Source organism: Enterobacter sp., assembly GCF_977039595.1.
Map to the genome: position 1 here is coordinate 1 of NZ_CDRQYH010000069.1, position 19,166 is coordinate 19,166.

At 57.8% G+C, this 19,166-nt stretch carries 20 protein-coding genes; 18 read left to right on the forward strand and 2 right to left on the reverse strand.

Annotated elements, in window-relative coordinates; translation table 11 throughout:
* Nucleotides 1-231: 231 nt before the first annotated feature.
* On the reverse strand, nt 232-2,274 hold the full coding sequence (gene paaZ, locus ACWYRJ_RS17035; protein WP_455508318.1) for a phenylacetic acid degradation bifunctional protein PaaZ: 2,043 nt from the start codon (nt 2,272-2,274) through the stop codon (nt 232-234).
* A gap of 285 nt (nt 2,275-2,559) precedes the next feature.
* Here paaZ and paaA point away from each other — a divergent pair, with 285 nt between their 5' ends.
* The 14 genes from paaA to ACWYRJ_RS17105 all read left to right on the forward strand — a co-directional run bounded on the left by paaA (nt 2,560) and on the right by ACWYRJ_RS17105 (nt 14,566).
* Nucleotides 2,560-3,489 carry a 1,2-phenylacetyl-CoA epoxidase subunit PaaA gene (gene paaA / locus ACWYRJ_RS17040; protein WP_063616970.1) on the forward strand — a complete coding sequence of 310 codons (930 nt, stop codon included), beginning with the start codon at nt 2,560-2,562 and terminating at the stop codon, nt 3,487-3,489.
* 12 nt (nt 3,490-3,501) lie between these two features.
* Nucleotides 3,502-3,789, forward strand: a complete 288-nt coding sequence (paaB, locus tag ACWYRJ_RS17045; protein WP_003857353.1) for a 1,2-phenylacetyl-CoA epoxidase subunit PaaB — start codon at nt 3,502-3,504, stop codon at nt 3,787-3,789.
* Between the two features lie 8 nt (nt 3,790-3,797).
* Nucleotides 3,798-4,544, forward strand: coding sequence for a 1,2-phenylacetyl-CoA epoxidase subunit PaaC (gene paaC / locus ACWYRJ_RS17050; protein WP_455508319.1), 747 nt, complete (start codon nt 3,798-3,800; stop codon nt 4,542-4,544).
* An 11-nt stretch (nt 4,545-4,555) separates the two neighbouring features.
* Complete coding sequence (gene paaD / locus ACWYRJ_RS17055; protein WP_455508320.1) at nt 4,556-5,053, forward strand: 1,2-phenylacetyl-CoA epoxidase subunit PaaD; 498 nt, start codon at nt 4,556-4,558, stop codon at nt 5,051-5,053.
* A 7-nt stretch (nt 5,054-5,060) separates the two neighbouring features.
* Nucleotides 5,061-6,131: a 1,2-phenylacetyl-CoA epoxidase subunit PaaE gene (gene paaE, locus ACWYRJ_RS17060; RefSeq protein WP_111964719.1), complete on the forward strand. Its 1,071-nt coding sequence runs from the start codon at nt 5,061-5,063 to the stop codon at nt 6,129-6,131.
* The gene (gene paaF / locus ACWYRJ_RS17065) at nt 6,128-6,895 is read left to right on the forward strand and encodes a 2,3-dehydroadipyl-CoA hydratase PaaF (protein ID WP_149366819.1); all 768 of its coding nucleotides are present in this window, start codon (nt 6,128-6,130) and stop codon (nt 6,893-6,895) included. Before paaE ends, paaF begins: the two co-directional genes overlap by 4 nt.
* The gene (gene paaG / locus ACWYRJ_RS17070) at nt 6,895-7,683 is read left to right on the forward strand and encodes a 2-(1,2-epoxy-1,2-dihydrophenyl)acetyl-CoA isomerase PaaG (RefSeq protein WP_455508328.1); all 789 of its coding nucleotides are present in this window, start codon (nt 6,895-6,897) and stop codon (nt 7,681-7,683) included. Before paaF ends, paaG begins: the two co-directional genes overlap by 1 nt.
* A gap of 1 nt (nt 7,684) precedes the next feature.
* The gene (paaH, locus tag ACWYRJ_RS17075; protein WP_455508321.1) at nt 7,685-9,109 is read left to right on the forward strand and encodes a 3-hydroxyacyl-CoA dehydrogenase PaaH; all 1,425 of its coding nucleotides are present in this window, start codon (nt 7,685-7,687) and stop codon (nt 9,107-9,109) included.
* Nucleotides 9,099-9,521 carry a hydroxyphenylacetyl-CoA thioesterase PaaI gene (gene paaI, locus ACWYRJ_RS17080; protein ID WP_455508322.1) on the forward strand — a complete coding sequence of 141 codons (423 nt, stop codon included), beginning with the start codon at nt 9,099-9,101 and terminating at the stop codon, nt 9,519-9,521. The genes paaH and paaI overlap by 11 nt, the downstream gene beginning before the upstream one ends.
* Nucleotides 9,521-10,726 carry a 3-oxoadipyl-CoA thiolase gene (gene pcaF / locus ACWYRJ_RS17085; RefSeq protein WP_455508323.1) on the forward strand — a complete coding sequence of 402 codons (1,206 nt, stop codon included), beginning with the start codon at nt 9,521-9,523 and terminating at the stop codon, nt 10,724-10,726. The genes paaI and pcaF overlap by 1 nt, the downstream gene beginning before the upstream one ends.
* 27 nt (nt 10,727-10,753) lie before the next feature.
* Complete coding sequence (gene paaK / locus ACWYRJ_RS17090; protein ID WP_133294331.1) at nt 10,754-12,070, forward strand: phenylacetate--CoA ligase PaaK; 1,317 nt, start codon at nt 10,754-10,756, stop codon at nt 12,068-12,070.
* Nucleotides 12,071-12,172: 102 nt separating this feature from the next.
* A complete protein-coding gene (gene paaX / locus ACWYRJ_RS17095; RefSeq protein ID WP_028016008.1) occupies nt 12,173-13,108 on the forward strand; it encodes a phenylacetic acid degradation operon negative regulatory protein PaaX in 936 nt (311 codons plus the stop codon).
* Nucleotides 13,109-13,117: 9 nt separating this feature from the next.
* Entirely contained in the window at nt 13,118-13,714 is a 597-nt protein-coding gene (paaY, locus tag ACWYRJ_RS17100) for a phenylacetic acid degradation protein PaaY (RefSeq protein ID WP_111964714.1), read from the forward strand.
* A 102-nt stretch (nt 13,715-13,816) separates the two neighbouring features.
* Nucleotides 13,817-14,566: an SDR family oxidoreductase gene (locus tag ACWYRJ_RS17105; RefSeq protein ID WP_455508324.1), complete on the forward strand. Its 750-nt coding sequence runs from the start codon at nt 13,817-13,819 to the stop codon at nt 14,564-14,566.
* 10 nt (nt 14,567-14,576) lie between these two features.
* On the opposite strand, the gene ACWYRJ_RS17110 is transcribed toward ACWYRJ_RS17105, so the two are convergent.
* Nucleotides 14,577-15,818, reverse strand: coding sequence for a serine hydrolase domain-containing protein (locus ACWYRJ_RS17110; RefSeq protein WP_240168088.1), 1,242 nt, complete (start codon nt 15,816-15,818; stop codon nt 14,577-14,579).
* Nucleotides 15,819-15,955: 137 nt separating this feature from the next.
* Between ACWYRJ_RS17110 and ACWYRJ_RS17115 the strand changes: the two genes are divergently transcribed.
* The 4 genes from ACWYRJ_RS17115 to ACWYRJ_RS17130 all read left to right on the forward strand — a co-directional run bounded on the left by ACWYRJ_RS17115 (nt 15,956) and on the right by ACWYRJ_RS17130 (nt 19,121).
* Nucleotides 15,956-16,438 (forward strand): glutathione peroxidase, encoded by a 483-nt coding sequence (locus tag ACWYRJ_RS17115; RefSeq protein ID WP_223582149.1) that lies wholly within the window; start codon nt 15,956-15,958, stop codon nt 16,436-16,438.
* Between the two features lie 366 nt (nt 16,439-16,804).
* Nucleotides 16,805-17,017: a hypothetical protein gene (locus ACWYRJ_RS17120; RefSeq protein ID WP_455508325.1), complete on the forward strand. Its 213-nt coding sequence runs from the start codon at nt 16,805-16,807 to the stop codon at nt 17,015-17,017.
* A gap of 26 nt (nt 17,018-17,043) precedes the next feature.
* Nucleotides 17,044-18,456, forward strand: coding sequence for a hypothetical protein (locus ACWYRJ_RS17125; protein WP_455508326.1), 1,413 nt, complete (start codon nt 17,044-17,046; stop codon nt 18,454-18,456).
* Nucleotides 18,456-19,121 (forward strand): hypothetical protein, encoded by a 666-nt coding sequence (locus ACWYRJ_RS17130; protein ID WP_455508327.1) that lies wholly within the window; start codon nt 18,456-18,458, stop codon nt 19,119-19,121. Before ACWYRJ_RS17125 ends, ACWYRJ_RS17130 begins: the two co-directional genes overlap by 1 nt.
* Nucleotides 19,122-19,166: the final 45 nt, after the last annotated feature.

The following is a 19,166-nucleotide window of genomic DNA, read 5'->3' on the forward strand; positions in this document are numbered from 1 at the left end:
GCTTATTCCTTCAGGCTATCGGGTCGGGCATGAGCCTGCATCCCTGCAGGCCACGCCCTCTCGGCGCATCCCTGCGCCTCGCCCCGGCCTTACGGAAACGCTTCGGCGATTTACAGCCGGACCAGGGTATCGCTGTAAGCCATTAATTTTCCTGAAGCAATTTATCGCTTCTGGTTAAAAAAATTACAGGGATTCCTCTCCCCTTGGGGAGAGGGTCAGGGTGAGGGGACCTTAGCTGAAATCCCCCTGCTGGCGCGCCACCAGCGTCAGGATGGAGTAGAGCGCCACGGCCTGCTGGTGCTGGTTGAAGATCTCAACTGCCCATTCCACCACGCCGGTCGGTTTTTCCTCGGCACTGCGCTGTTTCTTCAGCGTTTTACGCTTGCAGGTCAAACGCACCTGAATGGTATCGCCCGGTTTGACCGGCTCGATAAAGCGCAGGTTTTCCATGCCGTAGTTGGCAATCACCGGCCCAACGCCCGCATCAACGAACAGTCCCGCCGCGGCGGAGATCAGGAAGTAGCCGTGCACCACGCGCTCGCCAAAGATCGACTCTGCCGCGCCGATCTTGTCCATATGGGCGTAGAAGTGATCGCCGCTCAGGCAGGCAAAGTTCACGATGTCCGCTTCCGTGAGGGTGCGGCGCGGCGTCAGCAGGCTGTCGCCCGGCTGTAGCTCCTCAAAGTATTTGCGGAACGGATGCACGCGATCTTCCTGCACCGTTGCGCCACGCACCCACTGCTTGCCGATGGCGGCCAGCATCGTCGGACTGCCCTGAATCGCGGTGCGCTGCAGGTAGTGCTTCACCGCACGCAGGCCGCCCAGCTCTTCGCCGCCGCCCGCGCGACCCGGGCCGCCGTGCACCAGCTGAGGAAGCGGGGAGCCGTGGCCGGTGGACTCTTTCGAGGCTTCCTCGTTGAGGATCTGAATACGCCCGTGGGCGCGCGCCGCGCCGATAATAAACTCGCGGGCAATGTCCAGGTCTGCGGTGACCAGCGTGCCCGCCAGGCTGCCGCCGCCCGCGCGGGCAAGCTGCATCGCGTGCTGTGCATTGCGATACGGCATCAGCGTCGCAACCGGGCCAAAGGCTTCGGTTGAGTGGACTGCCGGAGTTTCATCCGGCTGCGGGCAGAACAGCAGCGTCGGCGGGAAGAACGCGCCCGCGGCCTGCAAATCCGCTTTGCCACCCAGGCGGACCTGGCAGCCCGCGGCGATCAGGTGATCCACTTTCTCCTGCACGTCCGCACGCTGTTCGGCGTTGACCAGCGCACCCATCTTTACCCCTTCCTGCGCCGGATCGCCCACCAACACCTTTTCCAGCCGGGCAATCAGCGCCTGGCTTACGGCGTCAATCTGGCTCTGCGGGACGATAATGCGGCGAATGGCCGTACATTTCTGCCCGGCTTTGGCGGTCATCTCGCGGACCACTTCCCGGATGAACAGGGCAAATTCCGGCTGCTCAGGGGTGACGTCTTCCCCCAGCACGCAGCAGTTCAGGGAGTCGGCCTCCATGGTGAACGGAATCGAATTCTCCACGATATTCGGGTGCACGCGCAGGCTTTGCCCGGTGCTGGCGGAGCCCGTAAAGGTGACCACGTCCTGGCTGTCGAGCTGGTCGAGCAGATCCCCCGCGCCGCCGCAGATCAGGCTTATAGCGCCGTCCGGCACCAGCCCGCTGTCGACGATGGATTTCACCATCGCCTGCGTCACCTGCGCGGTGGCGGTGGCGGGTTTGATGATGGCGGGCATGCCGGCAAGCCAGGTCGGGGCCAGCTTTTCCAGCATTCCCCAACAGGGGAAGTTAAAGGCGTTGATGTGCACCGCCACGCCGGACTTCGAGGTCAGGACGTGACGCGCGGCAAAGCCGCCTTCTTTTGACAGCGGAATTAACTCGTCTTCCGGCCACACGGTGTCATCCGGCAGCTCGCGGCTGCCCAGGCTGGCGTAAGTGAAAAGGGTGCCGATCCCGCCTTCAATGTCCACCCAGCTGTCCGCTTTAGTCGCCCCGGTCTGTGCGGACAGGGCATAAAACGTCTCTTTTTCGCTAAGCAGGTGCTTTGCCACCGCCTTCAGCATGGCTGCGCGTTCGATAAAGGTCATCTCGTGAAGCGCTTCGCCGCCGCGATCAATCGCATAGCGGCGGGCGGCCGCCATATCCAGCCCTTCGCTGGTCACGCTCCACAGCGCTTCGCCACTGATGGCGTGATGAATAGTGCGTTCGCGGCCCCGGCCAGACTGCCAGGAACCGGACAAGAAGCTGGCTAACTGCTGCATCGCTTATCTCCAAATGTTACGTGATTTGCTCATTAATAGTTTAATCATGAATCATAAAAATCAAGCGGCGTTTTTAATGAATTGTTAATGATGTGATCTGACTGGATGAATTTCAGAATACGAAGGCCCGCTTATCAAGGCTTTCAGCAAAAGGCTTGCGAGCAACGTCACAGAATCAGGAAACAATTCTTGGGATTGTATTTAACCTTTGTGTAACTTTTAAAAAATAAAGTGATTCAACTTTACGCTTTAATTTGCAAACTAACGAATCATAAAGGTGATGACGTGACGCAAGAACAACGGTTTGAGCAGCGCATAGCGCAGGAGACGGCGATTGAGCCTCAGGACTGGATGCCTGACGCCTACCGTAAGACGTTGATCCGTCAGATTGGCCAGCATGCGCACTCCGAAATTGTCGGCATGCTGCCGGAAGGGAACTGGATCGCTCGCGCCCCGACGCTGCGCCGAAAAGCGATCCTGCTGGCGAAGGTGCAGGACGAAGCCGGACACGGGCTTTACCTCTACAGCGCGGCGGAAACGCTGGGCTGCGCGCGGGAAGACATCTACCAGAAGATGCTCGACGGCAAGATGAAATACTCCTCCATCTTCAACTATCCGACCCTGAGCTGGGCCGATATCGGCGTGATCGGCTGGCTGGTGGACGGCGCGGCCATCGTCAACCAGGTGGCGCTGTGCCGCACTTCCTACGGTCCGTATGCCCGCGCGATGGTGAAAATCTGTAAAGAAGAGAGCTTCCACCAGCGTCAGGGCTTTGAGGCCTGCATGGCGCTGGCGCAGGGCAGTGAAGCCCAGCGCCAGATGCTGCAGGATGCCATCAACCGCTTCTGGTGGCCGGCGCTGATGATGTTCGGGCCGAACGACGACAACTCGCCGAACAGCGCCCGCAGCCTGGCGTGGAAAATCAAACGCTTCGGCAATGACGAGCTGCGCCAGCGCTTTGTCGACAACACGGTGCCGCAGGTAGAAATGCTGGGCATGACGGTGCCCGATCCCGACCTGCGTTTTGATGAAGAGAGCGGTCATTATCGCTTCGGCGAGATCGACTGGCAGGAGTTTGACGAGGTCATTAACGGGCGCGGCATCTGCAACCACGAACGCCTGGCCGCGAAACGTAAAGCCTGGGAAGAGGGCGCGTGGGTGCGGGAAGCCGCGCTGGCGCACGCCGAAAAACAGCGCGCCCGTCAGGCCGCGTAAGAGGAAACAACCATGAGCAATGTCTACTGGCCGCTGTACGAAGTGTTCGTACGCAGCAAGCAGGGGTTATCCCACCGTCACGTTGGCAGTCTGCATGCTGCCGACGATCGCATGGCGCTGGAAAATGCGCGTGATGCCTACACCCGCCGCAGCGAAGGCTGTTCTATCTGGGTGGTTAAGGCGAGCGAGATTGTCGCCTCCCAGCCGGAAGAGAGCGGCGAGTTCTTCGACCCGGCAGAAAGCAAGGTTTACCGCCATCCGACGTTCTACACCATTCCCGACGGCATCGAGCATATGTGAGGCAAAGAATGAATTCAGTGACTGCCTATGCCCTGCGTCTGGGCGACAACGGTCTGGTGCTTTCCCAGCGTCTCGGCGCCTGGTGCGGCCACGCGCCGGAGCTGGAAATCGACCTCGCGCTCGCCAATATCGGTCTCGACCTGCTGGGGCAGGCGCGCAATTTCCTGACCTATGCCGCGGAGCTGGAAGGCCAGGGCGATGAAGACACGCTGGCGTTTGGCCGAGACGAGCGCCAGTTCCGCAACGTTCTGCTGGTGGAGCAGCCGAACGGCAGCTTCGCCGACACCATTGCCCGCCAGTATCTGATGGATGCCTGGAACGTGGCGCTGTACGAACGGCTGACCCAAAGCAGTGACGGCCAGCTTGCCGCCATTGCCGCCAAGGCAATTAAAGAGGCGCGCTACCACCTGCGCTTCAGCCGCGGCTGGCTGGTGCGTCTGGGCGACGGGACCGAAACGTCCGCGCAAAAAATGCAGCAGGCCATCGACAGCCTGTGGCGTTTTACGGCCGAGCTGTTTGAAGCCGATGACGTCGAGCTGGCGCTGATTGAGCCCGGCGTGGCGGTTGACCCGCGCCTCCTGCGCCAGCCGTGGGAAAGCGAAGTCTTTGCCGGTCTGAATGAAGCCTGCCTGCAGGTGCCCGCCGAGGTGGCGTACCGCACCGGGGGCAAGAGGGGGCTGCATACCGAACATCTGGGGCCGATGCTGGCGGAAATGCAGTATCTCCAGCGCGCGTATCCCGGTCAGCAGTGGTAAAGGAGAACGCTATGCAACGCCTCGTCGACATCGCGCCCGCGCAAATCCCGCAGATCTGGGCGCTGTTAAGCCAGATCCCCGATCCGGAAGTGCCGGTGTTAACCATCACCGATTTAGGCATGGTGCGCAGCGTAAAGGCGCAGGGGGAAGGCTGGGTTATCGGCTTCACGCCCACCTACTCGGGCTGCCCGGCAACGGAACACCTGCTAGGGTCGATCCGCGAGGCGATGACCGCGCACGGCTTTACCCCGGTGCACATTGTGCTCCAGCTTGAACCCGCCTGGACCACCGACTGGATGACCCCCGACGCGCGCGAGCGCCTGCGGGCGTATGGCATCAGTCCACCGGTGGGGCATAGCTGTCACGCGCACGCCCCGGTGGAGGTGAGCTGCCCGCGCTGCGCCAGCATCGACACCGCGCTTATAAGTGAATTTGGCTCGACGGCCTGCAAAGCGCTCTACCGCTGCAATTCCTGCCGTGAGCCCTTCGACTATTTCAAATGTATTTGAGGCTGCCATGACAACGTTTCATTCATTAACAGTGGCAAAAGTGGAACCCGAAACCCGCGACGCGGTAACCATCACCTTTGCGGTGCCGCAGGCGCTGCAGGAGGCCTACCGCTTCCGTCCAGGCCAGCACCTGACGTTAAAAACGAAGCTTGGCGGGGACGAGCTGCGCCGCTGCTACTCCATCTGCCGGAGTGCCGCCCCGGGCGAAATCAGCGTGGCGGTCAAGGCGATTGAAGGCGGGCGCTTCTCCCGCTATGCCCGGGATGAGATCAAAGCGGGCATGGCGCTGGAGGTAATGGTTCCTCAGGGGCAGTTTGGCTACCAGCCGCGGGCCGAACGCGAAGGCCACTATCTGGCAATTGCGGCAGGCTCCGGGATCACCCCGATGCTGGCAATTATCTCCGCGACGCTTGAGACCGAACCGAACAGCCATTTCACCCTAATCTACGGCAACCGCAGCAGCCAGAGCATGATGTTCCGCCAGGCGCTGGCGGACCTGAAGGACAAATACCCGCAGCGCCTGCAGCTGGTCTCCATCTTCAGCCAGGAGCGGCTGGACAGCGACCTGCTGTATGGCCGCATCGACGGGGAAAAGCTGCAGGCGCTGGCGAAAACCCTGATCAACTTCCGCCAGTACGACGAGGCGTTTATCTGCGGCCCGTCCGCAATGATGGACGACGCGGAAGCCACGCTGAAGGCGCTGGGGATGCCGGACAAATCCATTCACCTTGAGCGCTTTAACACCTCCGGTATCACCGTTAAGCGCGCGGCGCACGTGCAGGTTGATGGACAAAAAGTGACCGTTCGCCAGGACGGGCGCGACCGTGAAATCACCCTGACGGCGGACGACGAAAGCATTCTCGATGCCGCCCTGCGTCAGGGGGCGGATCTGCCTTATGCCTGTAAGGGCGGCGTCTGCGCCACCTGTAAATGCAAAGTGCTGCGCGGGAAGGTGGACATGGCAACCAACTACAGCCTGGAGCCGGACGAGCTGGCGGCCGGGTATGTGCTGAGCTGCCAGTCGCTGCCGTTAACCGCCGACGTGATCGTCGACTTCGACGCGAAGGGGATGGCATGAGCGAACTGATTGTTACCCGTCATGGCCGCGTGCTGCAGCTGACGCTAAACCGTCCGGCGGCGCGCAACGCCCTCAACAACGTGCTGTTGACCCAGCTTGCGGAACAGCTTGAGGCCGCCGCCGTGGATGCCGAGATTTCCGTCTGCGTGATTTACGGCAGCGAGCGCTGCTTTGCCGCCGGGGCCGATCTCAACGAAATGGCGGAGAAAGACCTGCCCGCCACGCTAAACGATATTCGCCCGCAGCTGTGGTCACGCATCAATACGTTCAGTAAACCGCTGATCGCCGCCGTGAACGGCTTCGCGCTGGGCGCAGGCTGCGAGCTGGCGCTGCTGTGCGACGTGGTGATTGCCGGTGACAACGCCCGTTTCGGCCTGCCGGAAATCACGCTCGGCATCATGCCCGGCGCGGGCGGCACCCAGCGTCTTATCCGTAGCGTCGGTAAATCCCTGGCCAGCAAAATGGTGCTGACCGGTGAGAGCATTACCGCAGAGCAGGCGCTGAGCGCCGGGCTGGTGAGCGATGTTTTCCCGGCAGCGCTGACGCTGGAGTATGCCCTGAAGCAGGCGGCCCTGATGGGGCGCCACTCGCCGCTGGCGCTACAGGCAGCCAAACAGGCGCTTCGCCAGTCTCAGGAGGTGCCGCTTCAGGCCGGTCTGGCCCAGGAGCGCCAGCTGTTTACGCTGCTTTCTGCCACCGAAGACCGCCGGGAAGGCATCAACGCCTTCCTACAAAAACGCACTCCCGACTTTAAAGGACGCTAATTGTGGAATTTATTCTCAGTCATGTAGAACAGGGCGTGATGACCATTACGCTGAACCGTCCGGAGCGTCTGAACAGCTTTAACGACGTCATGCACCGGCAGCTGGCCGAGTGCCTGAAACAGGCCGAGCGCGATGACACCGTTCGCTGCCTGCTGATCACCGGGGCAGGACGCGGCTTTTGCGCCGGTCAGGACCTCAACGACCGCAACGTCGACCCTAACGGCCCGGCACCGGATCTGGGCATGTCCGTTGAAACCTTCTACAACCCGCTCGTGCGCCGCCTGGCAAAGCTGCCGAAGCCGGTCATCTGTGCCGTTAACGGCGTGGCGGCGGGCGCGGGCGCCACGCTGGCGCTCGGGTGCGACATGGTGATTGCGGCGCGTTCCGCCAGCTTCGTGATGGCCTTCAGCAAGCTCGGCCTGGTGCCGGACTGCGGCGGCACCTGGCTGCTGCCGCGCGTGGCCGGACGCGCCCGCGCCATGGGGCTGGCGCTGCTCGGCGACAAGCTCAGCGCCGAACAGGCGCAGGCGTGGGGCATGATCTGGCAGGTGGTCGATGACGAAGAGCTCTCCACTACGGCGCAGCAGATGGCCCTGCATTTTGCGTCGCAGCCGACCTTCGGCCTGGGGCTGATCAAGCAGGCGATCAATGCTGCGGAAACCAATACCCTGGACGGCCAGCTCGATCTGGAGCGTGACTATCAGCGCCTGGCCGGGCGCAGCGACGACTACCGCGAGGGCGTCAGCGCCTTCCTCGCGAAGCGCGCGCCGAACTTTACGGGGAAATAAGATGCTGAACATACGTACGGTCGCCGTGATTGGCAGCGGCACGATGGGTGCCGGGATTGCCGAAGTGGCGGCCAGCCACGGGCATCAGGTGCTGCTCTATGACATCTCCAGCGATGCGATATCACGCGCCATCGACGGGATCCGCCAGCGTCTGGCCTCCCGTGTGACGTGCGGAAAACTCTCCGCCGATGCCGGGAGCCAGACCCTTGCCCGGCTTGTTCCCGTCACGGAGATCGACGCGCTCTCCGCGGCCGATCTGGTGATTGAAGCGGCCTCAGAACGGCTGGAGGTGAAAAAGACGCTGTTTGCCCAGCTGGCTGAGATCTGCCCGCCGCAGACGGTGCTGACCAGCAATACCTCCTCCATCTCCGTCACGGCGATTGCGGCGGACGTCCACCACCCGGAGCGCGTCGCAGGGCTGCATTTCTTTAACCCGGCGCCGGTGATGAAGCTGGTGGAGGTGGTCAGCGGGCTGGCGACCTCTCCGGAAGTGGCCGACGCGCTGTGCGAGCTGGCGCTGAACTGGGGTAAACAGCCCGTTCGCTGCCAGTCCACGCCGGGGTTCATCGTCAACCGCGTCGCCCGTCCGTTTTATTCTGAAGCCTGGCGCGCGCTGGAAGAGCAGGTCGCGCCGCCGGAGGTGATTGACGCCGCCCTGCGCGAAGGCGGCGGCTTCCCGATGGGGCCGCTGGAGCTGACCGACATGATTGGTCAGGACGTAAATTTTGCGGTGACCTGCTCGGTATTTAACGCCTTCTGGCAGGAGCGTCGTTTTCTGCCTTCGCTGGTGCAGCAGGAGCTGGTGCTGGCTGGAAGGCTGGGCAAGAAAAGCGGGAAGGGCGTTTACGACTGGCAGGGCGACAAACCTGACGTGCAGTGGGTTGAGTCGGTGAACGACAGCTATAGCCCGATGCGCGTGGAAAAGCGACGTGACGGTGTCACGGAAATTGATGATGTGTACCTGATTGAAACGCAGGGAGAGACCGCGCAGGCGCTGGCGCTGCGGCTTAACGGCCCGGTGGTGGTTGTCGACCGCATCGAGCGTGACGTGGCGGTCATTGCCGCCGCCACCAGCAACCCGCATACCGCGACGCAAAAAGCCATCCGCTACCTGCAGCAGCAGGGACACAGGGTGGTGCGAATTGCCGATTATCCCGGCCTGCTGATCTGGCGGACGCTGGCGATGATTGCCAACGAGGCGCTGGATGCCCTGCAAAAAGGGGTCGCCAGCGAGAAGGATATCGACACGGCCATGCGCCTGGGCGTGAACTACCCGAGCGGGCCGATCGCATGGGGCGAGCGCCTGGGCTGGCAGCGCCTGCTGACGCTGCTGGAGAACCTGCAGCGTCATTACGGCGAAGAGCGCTATCGCCCCTGTTCACTGCTGCGCCAGCGCGCGCTTCTGGAGAGTAGCTATGAGTCATAACGCCTGGCATAACGCCCGCACCATGTACGAACGGGACGCCTGCGCTCAGGCGATGGGGATGGACATTGTCGAGATGGACGAGGGCTACGCGGTTGTCACCATGACCATCACCCCGCAGATGTTGAACGGCCACAAAACCTGCCACGGCGGCCAGCTGTTTTCGCTGGCTGACACCGCTTTTGCCTACGCCTGCAACAGCCAGGGGCTGGCGGCGGTGGCCTCCGGCTGCTCGATTGATTTCCTGCGTCCGGGCTTCGCCGGGGACACGCTCACCGCCACCGCGCGGGTGAAGCATCAGGGCAAGCTGACCGGCGTGTACGACATTGAAATCCAGAACCAACACCAGAAAACAGTCGCCCTTTTTCGCGGAAAATCTCACCGCATCGGCGGCAGCGTGACAGGAGAAGCCTGATGCGTGACGCATTTATTTGTGATGGCGTTCGAACCCCGGTGGGTCGCTACGGCGGCGCGCTTTCCGCAGTCCGAACCGACGATCTGGGTGCCGCTCCGCTGCGCGCGCTGCTGGCCCGCTACCCGCAGCTCGACCTGGAGCGGATCGACGACGTGATTTTCGGCTGCGCCAACCAGGCGGGGGAAGATAACCGCAACGTAGCGCGCATGTCGTCGCTGCTGGCCGGGCTGCCGCAGACGGTATCCGGAACCACCGTTAACCGCCTGTGCGGTTCCGGGCTGGACGCGATTGGTTTTGCCGCCCGCACCATTAAAGCGGGCGACGGCGACCTGCTGATCGCGGGCGGCGTGGAGTCGATGTCCCGCGCGCCGTTCGTGATGGGCAAAGCCACAGCCGCCTTTCAGCGTCAGGCGGAGATCTTTGATACCACCATCGGCTGGCGATTTGTGAATCCGCTCATGCATCAGCAATTCGGAACTGACAGTATGCCGGAAACGGCAGAGAATGTAGCTGAATTGTTAAATATCAGCCGTGCCGATCAGGACGCGTTCGCCCTGCGCAGCCAGCAGCGTACCGCGCTGGCCCAGCAGAACGGCATTATGGCGCAGGAGATCGTGCCGGTGCCGGTGCCGGGTAAAAAAGGGGCGGTCACAGCGTTCAGCGTGGATGAACATCCGCGCGCGGACACTACTCTTGAACAGCTTGCCGGGCTAAAAACGCCGTTCCGTAAGAACGGGGTGGTCACGGCGGGGAATGCCTCCGGGGTCAACGACGGCGCTGCGGCGCTGATCGTCGCCAGCGAGAAGATGGCGCTGGCGCAGGGGTTAGTCCCGCGCACGCGGATCGTGGCGATGGCGACGGCAGGCGTGGAGCCACGTCTGATGGGGCTTGGCCCGGTACCCGCCACTCGGAAGGTGCTGGAGCGCGCCGGGCTCGGCATTAACGATATGGACGTGATCGAACTTAATGAAGCTTTCGCCGCGCAGGCGCTGGGCGTGCTGCGTCAGCTGGGCCTGCCGGACGATGCCGCGCACGTCAACCCGAACGGTGGCGCAATTGCGCTGGGCCACCCGCTGGGCATGAGCGGCGCCAGGCTGGCGCTGGCCGCGAGTAATGAACTGCACCGACGCGGCGGGCGCTACGCGCTGTGTACGATGTGCATCGGTGTGGGTCAGGGCATTGCCATGATCCTTGAGCGTGTTTGAGCATAAAAACAATGTGAGTACCCTACAATGACAAATACAACAAAGCTTGATCCGATTGAAACGGCCTCCCTTGACGAGTTACAGGCGCTGCAGACAGAGCGTCTGAAATGGACGCTGCATCACGCCTACAACAACGTGCCGATGTACAAACGCAAGTTTGACGCCGCGGGCGTTCACCCTGACGATTTCAAAGAGCTGGCGGATATCCGCAAATTCCCGTGCACCACCAAGCAGGACCTGCGGGATAACTATCCGTTCGATACCTTTGCCGTGCCGATGGAGCAGGTGGTGCGCATTCACGCGTCTTCCGGCACCACCGGCAAACCGACCGTTGTCGGCTACACGCAGGGCGACATTGATAACTGGGCCAACCTGGTGGCCCGCTCCCTGCGCGCGGCGGGCGGCAGCGCGAAGGACAAAATTCACGTGGCGTATGGCTACGGCCTGTTTACCGGCGGGCTGGGGGCGCACTACGGGGCCGAGCGTTTAGGCGCGACGGTGATCCCGATGTCCGGCGGCCAGACGGAGAAACAGGCGCAGCTGATCCGTGATTTCCAGCCGGACATGATCATGGTGACGCCATCCTACTGCCTCAACCTGATTGAAGAGCTGGAGCGCCAGATGGGCGGCGATGCCAGCACCTGTTCCCTGCGCGTGGGCGTCTTCGGTGCCGAGCCGTGGACGCAGGCCATGCGCCGGGAAATTGAAAAACGCTTAGGCATTACCGCGCTGGATATTTATGGCCTCTCCGAAGTGATGGGGCCGGGCGTGGCGATGGAGTGTATCGAAACCGTCGACGGCCCGACCATCTGGGAAGATCATTTCTACCCTGAGATCGTCAACCCGAACGACGGCACGCCGCTCGATGACGGCCAGCAGGGCGAGCTGCTGTTCACCACGCTGACCAAAGAGGCGCTGCCGGTGATCCGCTACCGCACCCGCGACCTGACGCGTCTGCTCCCGGCCACCGCGCGCAGCATGCGCCGTATGGACCGGATCAGCGGCCGCAGCGACGATATGCTGATCATCCGCGGCGTCAACGTCTTCCCGTCGCAGCTGGAAGAGGAGATCGTGAAGTTCGAACATCTTTCGCCGCACTACCAGTTGGAGGTGAACCGTCGCGGACATCTTGATTCACTTTCCGTGAAGGTGGAGCTAAAAGAGAGCAGTCTGACGCTGACCCACGAGCAACGTTGTCAGGTGTGCCACCAGCTGCGCCACCGCATTAAGTCGATGGTGGGGATTTCCACCGACGTGACGATCGTGAACTGCGGCAGCATCCCGCGCTCGGAGGGAAAAGCCTGCCGGGTGTTTGACCTGCGTAAAGCGGCGGCCAACGGCTAAGTTTCCTCTCACCCCGGCCCTCTTCCAAAGGGAGGGGGTTAGGGTGAGGGGCTATCCCATGATCCTATGCTATGATTCATCCAGGACAAAAATAACAACAGAATGAATCACATGAATAAACTCGACGCCTTTATCCAGCACGCGGTCAGCTCCGTTCCCGTCAGCGGGACCTCGCTTATCTCCTCGTTATACGGTGACGCGCTTTCCCATCGCGGCGGTGAGATTTGGCTCGGCAGCCTGGCTGCCTTACTGGAAGGCATGGGGTTTGGCGAACGGTTCGTGCGTACCGCGCTGTTTCGCCTCAACAAAGAGGGCTGGCTGGACGTCTCGCGCATCGGACGACGTAGCTTTTACCGCCTGAGCGATAAAGGGCTTCGCCTGACGCGTCGCGCGGAGAATAAGATCTACCGCGCGGAACTGCCCGCCTGGGACGGAAAATGGCTATTGCTGCTCTCAGAAGGGCTGGACAAAACCACCCTTGCCGACGTCAAAAAACAGCTGATCTGGCAGGGGTTTGGCACGCTGGCGCCAAGCCTGATGGCCTCGCCGTCGCAGCATCTTGCGGACGTGCAGTCCCTGCTTCACGATGCAGGGGTGGCGGAAAACGTGATTTTCTTTGAAGCCCACTCGCCGCTGGCGCTCTCCCGCGCCGCGCTGCGTTCACGCGTGGAAGAGTGCTGGCAGTTAACCGAGCAAAACGCGATGTACGAGTCGTTTATCAGCTCGTTCCGGCCGCTGCTGCCGCTGCTGAAAGAGGCCGCGCCCGAGGAGCTGACGCCGGAACGCTGCTTCCAGATCCAGCTGCTGCTGATTCACTTTTATCGTCGCGTGGTGCTGAAGGATCCGCTACTGCCGGAAGAGTTACTGCCCGCGCACTGGGCGGGGCAAAGCGCCCGACAGCTCTGCATAAATATCTATCAGCGTGTCGCGCCGGGAGCGCTGGCGTTTGTCAGCGAGAAGGGCGAAACCTCCGTCGGCGAACTGCCCGTGCCCGGCACGCTCTACTATCAGCGCTTTGGTGGTCTCACAAGCGCATAAGGAGGGAAGATGCCTGTTTATCAAATTGACGGCCTGACGCCGGTCGTGCCTGACGAGAGCTACGTTCACCCAACGGCGGTGCTGATTGGCGACGTGATTCTGGGCAAAGGCGTTTATGTCGGTCCTAATGCCAGCCTGCGCGGTGATTTTGGCCGTATCGTGGTGAAAGACGGGGCGAATATTCAGGATAATTGCGTGATGCACGGCTTCCCGGAAGAGGACACGGTGGTGGAAGAGGACGGGCATATCGGCCACAGCGCCATTCTTCACGGCTGCGTGATCCGCCGTAATGCGCTGGTGGGCATGAACGCGGTGGTGATGGACGGGGCGGTCATTGGTGAAAACAGCATCGTCGGCGCGGCTGCGTTCGTGAAGGCGAAAGCGGAGATGCCCGCCAACCATTTGATTATCGGCAGCCCGGCCAAAGCGATTCGCGAGCTGAGCGAGCAGGAGCTCGCCTGGAAGCAGCAGGGCACGCGGGAATACCAGGTGCTGGTGGAGCGCTGCAAGCTGACGATGCATCAGGTTGAACCGCTGCGCGAGGTTGAGCCTGAACGGAAGCGGCTGACGTTTGATGAGAATTTAAGGCCGAAGTCTGCGGTGTAGGACGGGAAGTCTGCGCCAGGGCACTAACGGGAAGATGTGACCCCGCCTCATCATGCTATAAATCCTCCGACATAGACTCATCACGATAAAGGACGCAGAGTTATGCTGAGAGGAAAACGCGCTGTTATCACGGGCGGCGGCGGGGGATTTGGTCAGGCGCTTTGCGTCTGGCTGGCGCGAGAGGGCGTTGACGTTGATTTTAGCGCCCGTCGCGAGGAGGATATAGAAAAAACTTGCGCCCTCATAGCGGCTGAAGGGGGTGTGGCAAGAGGGTATCTCTGTGATTTAGCCCAGCCGGAATCCGTTTCTCAGTTCTCTTCGCAAGTCTTACATTCAGACAGGCCAATCGATATTTTAATACTGAATGCTGCTCAGTGGCTGTCAGGAACAATAGACGAACAATCGAGCTCTGAAATCGTCAATACCGTCAGTTCAGGCCTGACAGGTTCAATCCTGCTCACCCAGACGCTGCTTTCAGGATTGCGACGCTCAGACGGCGCAGACATCATTGCGATTATATCCGCATGCGGTATTCCGAACTTTACAGATTCCATTGCCCATCCCGCTTTTTTTGCCAGTAAACACGGGCTAAGCGGCTTTCTAACGAAACTGTCAGCATACTTATCCAAAGAAAATATTCGGGTAACCGGGTTATATCCGCCTGATTTTGAACTGACCGGTTTAGATGCACATGTCGATCGTCAAACAAGAATCGGGGAGCGTCTGGTGAATGGACGGTCCATCTGGGAAACGATGCGTTTTGTGCTGACTCAGCCTCGAAGTTGCCATATTAGTACCATCTACTTTCAGGGGCCGACTCGTGAAGATCTGGCGCATCAGGCCTTAATCTGACGGCGGGCACTCACCGTAATTGCTGATAAACGCGTTCAGGCATCCCATTATTCGCAAAACGGTTGCCAGAGATAATAAGGCTGTCTTTTTTCGCCATATCCATCAACAGCGCGATGCCAATGTAATTACTCCAGTTAAAGGTATTTTGCAGCACCACCACCGCATTGCCTTTTTCTTTGTCATAACCGATAAAGCTGGAGTAGCCGCCGATATAGCCGACCTGATAGGTGATTTTTTCCAGACCGATAAAGTCGGTGGTCCAGGCAATACCCTGTACCCCGTCGGGACGTTGAATATCGGTATTTCTGACTTCGGCAAAGACGCTGTCCAGCAAGGGATTGTGGGTCGTCGATACGTGATAGCGCGCATAGGCCGCCAGATCTTCGGCGTTGCTGTATAAGCTCGCTGCCGCCACCATGTTGTTGGAAAAATGCCAGTCCGGCGTGAGCTGTCCGCGCGGGATGAATTTCGGCTGATCGCCCGCGTGGCCGAGGGCGCGCTGCGGGTATCCTTTTAGCTGCTGTGGCGTAAAGCTGCTGTTAGCCATTTGCAGCGGATGGAAAATATAGCGCGAGGCTAAACTCTGGATATCTTCGCCTGTTTTGTGTTTCAGGATATAGCCGATCAGCGCGTAGCCGGTATTGGAGTATTGCGGCACTTTACTCTTTGGCGCTTGCCAGTCGGCGAGGTAACGCAACACGTTATCGCTATCCAGCTCGCCGTAGAAATTATCGCCCGTGCTTAAATAGCTGATGAATTTTCCAAGCATCGGAACATCCATATTCTGACGCGGCAGGCCGGAGGTGTGGGTTACCAGTTCAAGCAGGGTGATTTTTTGTGCATCCACGCTAAGCGGCGTACCCGGCGGTAACAATGTTGCCAGGCTATCGTTCCAGTTCAGTTGCCCTTCATTGACCAGACAAGCCACTACTTCCGCCGTGATCCCTTTGCTGAGCGAGCCGAGTGCAAACAGGGTGTCGGGCCTGACCGGATAACGATTGACCGCATCGGTTACGCCCCAGGTGTAAAACTGCGGTGAGCCGTGATTATGAATGACCGCGACCGTCATTCCTGGAACGGATTTTTGCGCCATGTAGTGACGCACCACGCTGTCAACGTCGCCATCCAGCGAATCATGAGTGAGAAGTTCCTGAGTACCTTCCGGGGAGGACATTTGTGAAAGTGTGCCACAACCGCTGAGGAGTGGGAGAGTAAGCAGAAGCCAGCGAATTTTTTTTGTTATGTTCTGCATACCTGATAGCGAGTGTGGTGGTCATTGGCGCGCCAGGAATGTATCACAAATAGCCTGCTTGAATGTAAACTTTCTACACGGTGACGGCCCTGTGGGTGGTCAACGTGACTTTTCGGCCAGCTTTGAGGGATTTTAGTATGACTCGCTTTTATCAACTTACCGCCACCCGTCTGGATGGACAGCTTACCTCTATGGCCGACTATGCCGGAAAGGTGGTTTTGGTCGTGAATACCGCCAGCCAGTGTGGCTTCACGCCGCAATATGCTGGTCTTGAAGCGCTGTACAAGAAGTACGCCGATCGGGGGTTAGTGGTGCTGGGCTTCCCCTGCAACCAGTTTGGTAAACAGGAACCCGGCGGCGCCGACGAAATCTCGAAAACCTGTTACATCAACTACGGCGTGAGTTTCCCGATGTTCGAGAAGGTTGAGGTTAACGGTAGCGCAGCGCATCCGCTGTTTCGTTATCTGAAAAACGAATTACCCGGCGTGCTGGGTGAGCGAATTAAGTGGAACTTTACTAAGTTTCTTATCGGACGCGACGGTAAACCACTGAAGCGCTTTGCTCCGATGACTACCCCAGAGAAAATGGAGGGGGCGATTGTTGAGGCTTTGCGGAGGTGAGAGTTTTGGTGACAGGAATTATCGAGCACCTCTGTTCCCTGCATAAACAACATGTCACTTAAATACACCTGTAGAATGCGCAAATGCAGACGCTGCATCTTGTGTTGACTACATAAGGTTTTACTTAAGTTGCTTATTTAATAGCATGTTATCATTTGATGCCACCCAAACGGTAGAACAGTAGCATAAACTTTTGACTATTTCGTGAATGATTAACTTGCCCGGATGGCATACTCTTCTTTATATTTTTACTCATATCCCATGAGCTAATGACAAAATGTGACACTCCAGGTTGAGATAATCACACTTTGTAAAAATACGGGGTCGATAGTTCGTCGATTCGTTGCAACGAATAAGGAGAAAGTTGTGAATAACGTCAATACCTTCCTTAAGGAAAATTTATCTTCAGTAAGTAAGAATGTTTTTGTTGCTCCAGGTATCCCTGAAAAAAAACTAAATAACGTCGCTAAAGCATTCAATGTCGCTGATAACCTGAATGCTGTGTTGGCCATTTATGACAATACGGTATTTGGTAGTGCAAAAGATGGCATCGTTTTACCGGCGAAAAACTGGTTATAAAAGAAGCTTTTGAAAGTCCTTATGAGGTGTACTACAACAATATTGAAGCCGTAGAATATATAGAAGACGTTACAGTGAATGATAAAGGGAAGGAGAAACGAACAGAATTTGTCTCACTCAAACTAAAAAATGGCGAGGTAAAGCCACTCAAAAGTTTGATGGAGTGCAACTATAAGAAACTGAGCGACATTCTTGAGCATGCCATCAGTGACTTTGATGAGTTTAAAGAAGAAGATCAGCTCATTACCCTTGCTGAAATGTCAGAAGCTCTGAAAGTGGCTTACGTCAAAACCATTGTTAACATGGCGTTCTCAGATGACGGTCAGGTTGATAAAAAAGAGTTTGCCGAAATTCTCCTGCTGATGACGCGACTTGAGTTAACGACCGAATCCCGATTTACACTGCGAAGTTACATCGGTACTGATTCCAGTCTGATACCGGTTGAAGAGTTAATTGCGATAATTGATCGTGAATGCGTGCCTAGCCATAACAAGTCAATAAAGATCTCTCTTGTTAAGGACCTGATTAGCATTTTCATGAGCGTTAATGATGGTGAATATATAAAATTTCCATTTCTTCAGCAAATGCAACCCTTGCTGGGTGTAACTGACGAAGAAATAGAGCTCGCGGTGATGGCTATTCAGCAAGACTTCAAGATGTTACGAGAAGATTTTTCTGACGATGCACTGAAACGCAGCATGAAAGAACTTACGGCGAAAGCCGGTGCGGTAGGTGTGCCGCTCGCTGCAGTCTATCTTTCTGGTTCTGTCATCGGGATGTCCGCTGCAGGCATCACTTCAGGCCTCGCAACGCTTGGACTTGGCGGTGTGCTTGGTTTTTCAAGTATGGCAACGGGTATTGGTGTTGCGGTGTTATTAGGTGTCGGGGCCTATAAAGGGATTCGTCATCTTACGGGTGCTAATGAACTGGATAAATCCAAGCGCCGGGAACTCATGCTCAATGAAGTCATCAAGCAGACACAATCCACATTGTCCGCGTTAATCAATGATCTCAATTATATTTCTGGCAAGTTTAACGACGCTCTGGATGCGCACAACCGGCAAGGTGAAAAAATTCAAAAGCTCCAGAAGATGATGAATGCATTGACCGGTGCGGCGGATGAATTAAATAAAAAATCGAATAAAATGCAAAACAGTGCACTCAAACTTAAGTGTCCTGTCTATCTTGATGAGGCCAAACTCAGTTCTCTGACCCGAGAACCCATCAAAAAACAATTCTACGATATTGTTCTTTCATTCTATGAAGAATGTATTGTCGAAGAGCAACACGATGGTAAGATCGTTGAAGTGAAAAAACGTAAAATTAAAGAAGATACAGCGACTCAGCAATTAGAGAAGCTTGCCGCCATCTTTGAAGGCATCGGCTATTTCAGAGCGGGGGACGTTATCAAAGGCAAACTGACTGGGTTGTTCTCATAATGAAAAAACCGGATACTCAGGTATCGGCCTTGCTGGTGCAGAAGCACCAGCTTGAACAAAGCGAGAGACAATTGAGTGACCTTGATGCCGCTCTTGACGCCCTTAACGCTTTGCAAACTGATACCGATGCTGCTTTAGATGAAATGATTCTTGCGATGAATGGTGTTCTGGAACACGCAGGTATCACTTTTGATGATAATTTCCACACAACGGTTTCCAGTGAATTCAGCGATTACCTTGAATCCGGTTTGACCCCGTCATTGTCCAGTATCAGTAAACTATCGATGATAGAAACGATAGCGTTCACCAGCGATACGGACTGGGAAACTTATTCCCAGTCCGTATCGCACTATGCCCATAAGCACAATATCGATTTAACGGTCGATCCGTTTAGCGCCCTGATGTCGCCAACTCAGAAAATTGCTCTGGAGAAACGCATTCAGGAAGACTTCACCTTAAAGACTGCCCGCTGCGACAAATATGATTACATGATCGCTGGCACCTGTGGCGTTATTGGCGGGCTTATCGATATTTTTCTGGTAGGTGCTCCGGGTGAAGGTAAGCTGACCCAGCTTGCAGATAATGCAGTGGACGGTGCAGTCGAGAAATTCGCCTCTGCCTTTGGGTGGAAAGGGGGCGCAGAAGGAAGTGATCGGCTTTGTTGAATAAATCGAACTTTTGCTGAGTTGAAGGATCAGATCACGTATCTT